This window comes from Olsenella sp. AGMB03486 (assembly GCF_040884255.1).
Lineage (GTDB): Bacteria > Actinomycetota > Coriobacteriia > Coriobacteriales > Atopobiaceae > Olsenella_L > Olsenella_L kribbiana.
The window spans coordinates 1-1,518 of sequence record NZ_JBEVTM010000053.1; the positions used below are offsets into that span (position 1 = coordinate 1).

The 1,518-nt window shown below is 70.1% G+C and carries 1 protein-coding gene; it reads right to left on the reverse strand.

Translation table 11 applies throughout. The annotated features are described in order from the left end of the window. Nucleotides 1–311: 311 nt before the first annotated feature. A complete protein-coding gene (locus ABVS03_RS11510; protein WP_368019213.1) occupies nucleotides 312–1,397 on the reverse strand; it encodes an IS110 family transposase in 1,086 nt (361 codons plus the stop codon). Between the last annotated feature and the right edge of the window lie 121 nt (nucleotides 1,398–1,518).

Sequence of the window (1,518 nt, forward strand, 5' to 3'; positions counted from 1 at the left end):
GGACTGATATGTAGATAGACTTGTCAAGTGGCAAAGGCAGGCCAGCCTCCGACTTCTCGGGGACCGGCCCACCTTTTTCTATGGCCACCTCCCGCGCGACGGCGCCCAGGGCGTGTCTGGTTCGACGCACGACTGCAAGTCTGATATCCGCGTGTTGGCTAACGCATTCCGACGCTTCGGCTGGGGAGCTCCGCTGGTCTAGGGTCGCGCGTGGCGAGGCCCGGCCTCGCTGCGCATAGTCCGATCGCGGGGTGCCCCACGCGCCTCGGCCGCGCCGCGCGTGCGGGAGGGTGGTTTCGCAGCTCGGCAGCTCACCCGCAGAGGGCGAGCGCCCAGCAGAACCCGACGAGCTCGCGGGCGATGGCGACGTTGGTGACGTTGGCGCCCTTCCCCCTCGCCCTCAGGTCGAGGTACCTGCGGTGCAGCCTGCGGTTGGCCCGCGCCGCAATCCCCGCCGCCTCCGCCGGGAGCCCCGCCGACGAGGCCACGTCGGTCTCGGAGGCCGGCGACAGGGGCCTGGCGTGGTGCCAGGCGGCCTCGACGAGGAGCCGCCTGACGTGCGGGTTGCCGGTCTTGGTGATCCTGCCCCTCGAGGTCGTCTCGCCCGACGATGACTCCGACGGCACGAGGCCGACGTAGGACATGAGCGCCCTGGGGCTGGCGAAGCGGGAGAAGTCGCCGATCTCGACGGCGATCCCGAAGGCGGTAACGGTCGAGACGCCGCGCAGGGCGCGGAGCCTGGAGGTGACGCCGGCGAGGTCGTCGGCGCCGGACCTCTCGGCGATGGCCGAGTCGAGGCGGTCGCGGCGCTCCTCGCACTCCCTGACCTGCGCGACGTACTCCTCGAGCACGAGCCGCTCGCACGGGTCGTCGAGCTCGATGGAGCGCAGCCACTCGCGGTGCGCCTTGGTCCACGCGGACCTGCCCTTCGGCCACACGTGGCCCTTCCTGAGCAGGAACTTCGACAGCTGGTGGCGCGCCCTCATCAGCGCCTCGCGCGCGTCCTCGCGGGCGCGGGACAGGTCGCGCGCCGCCTCCATGGCCGGCGTGGGAGGGGCGCACTCGACGAACTCGCCCACGGCCAGCAGCCTCGAGAGGAAATGGGCGTCCCTCCTGTCGGTCTTGACGCGGTCGCCCGAGGGCCGCACCATCTTCGAGACGGCGCCCACGTGGCAGGGCAGCCCGAGAGCGACGAGCCTCCTCTGCAGGTCGAAGCCCGTGGGGCCGCTCTCGTAGAGGCAGCCCGCAGGCTGCGGCAGCGTGGCCGCCCAGGCGGCGACCGCGTCGGGGTCGTAGCCGAACGTGCGCTGCACGACCTCGCCCGTCTCGAAGACGAACGCCGCGGCGCTGATGGAACGGGCATGCACGTCAAGGCCGATGCTGGTAGAGTACAACATGGTCGGGACCTCCTGTGAATATGGTAAGCCGGACTCCTTCAAGACCGAGCCTAACCCATGCTGCCGCTCGATGGCCACTGCTTTACAGAGTGAGGTCCCGATCACTCTACATATCGTCTAG

Excerpts from the sequence above, each read along its gene's own strand:
- ABVS03_RS11510 (WP_368019213.1), bottom strand. The coding sequence starts at position 1,397 with ATGTTGTACTCTACCAGCATCGGCCTTGACGTGCATGCCCGTTCCATC.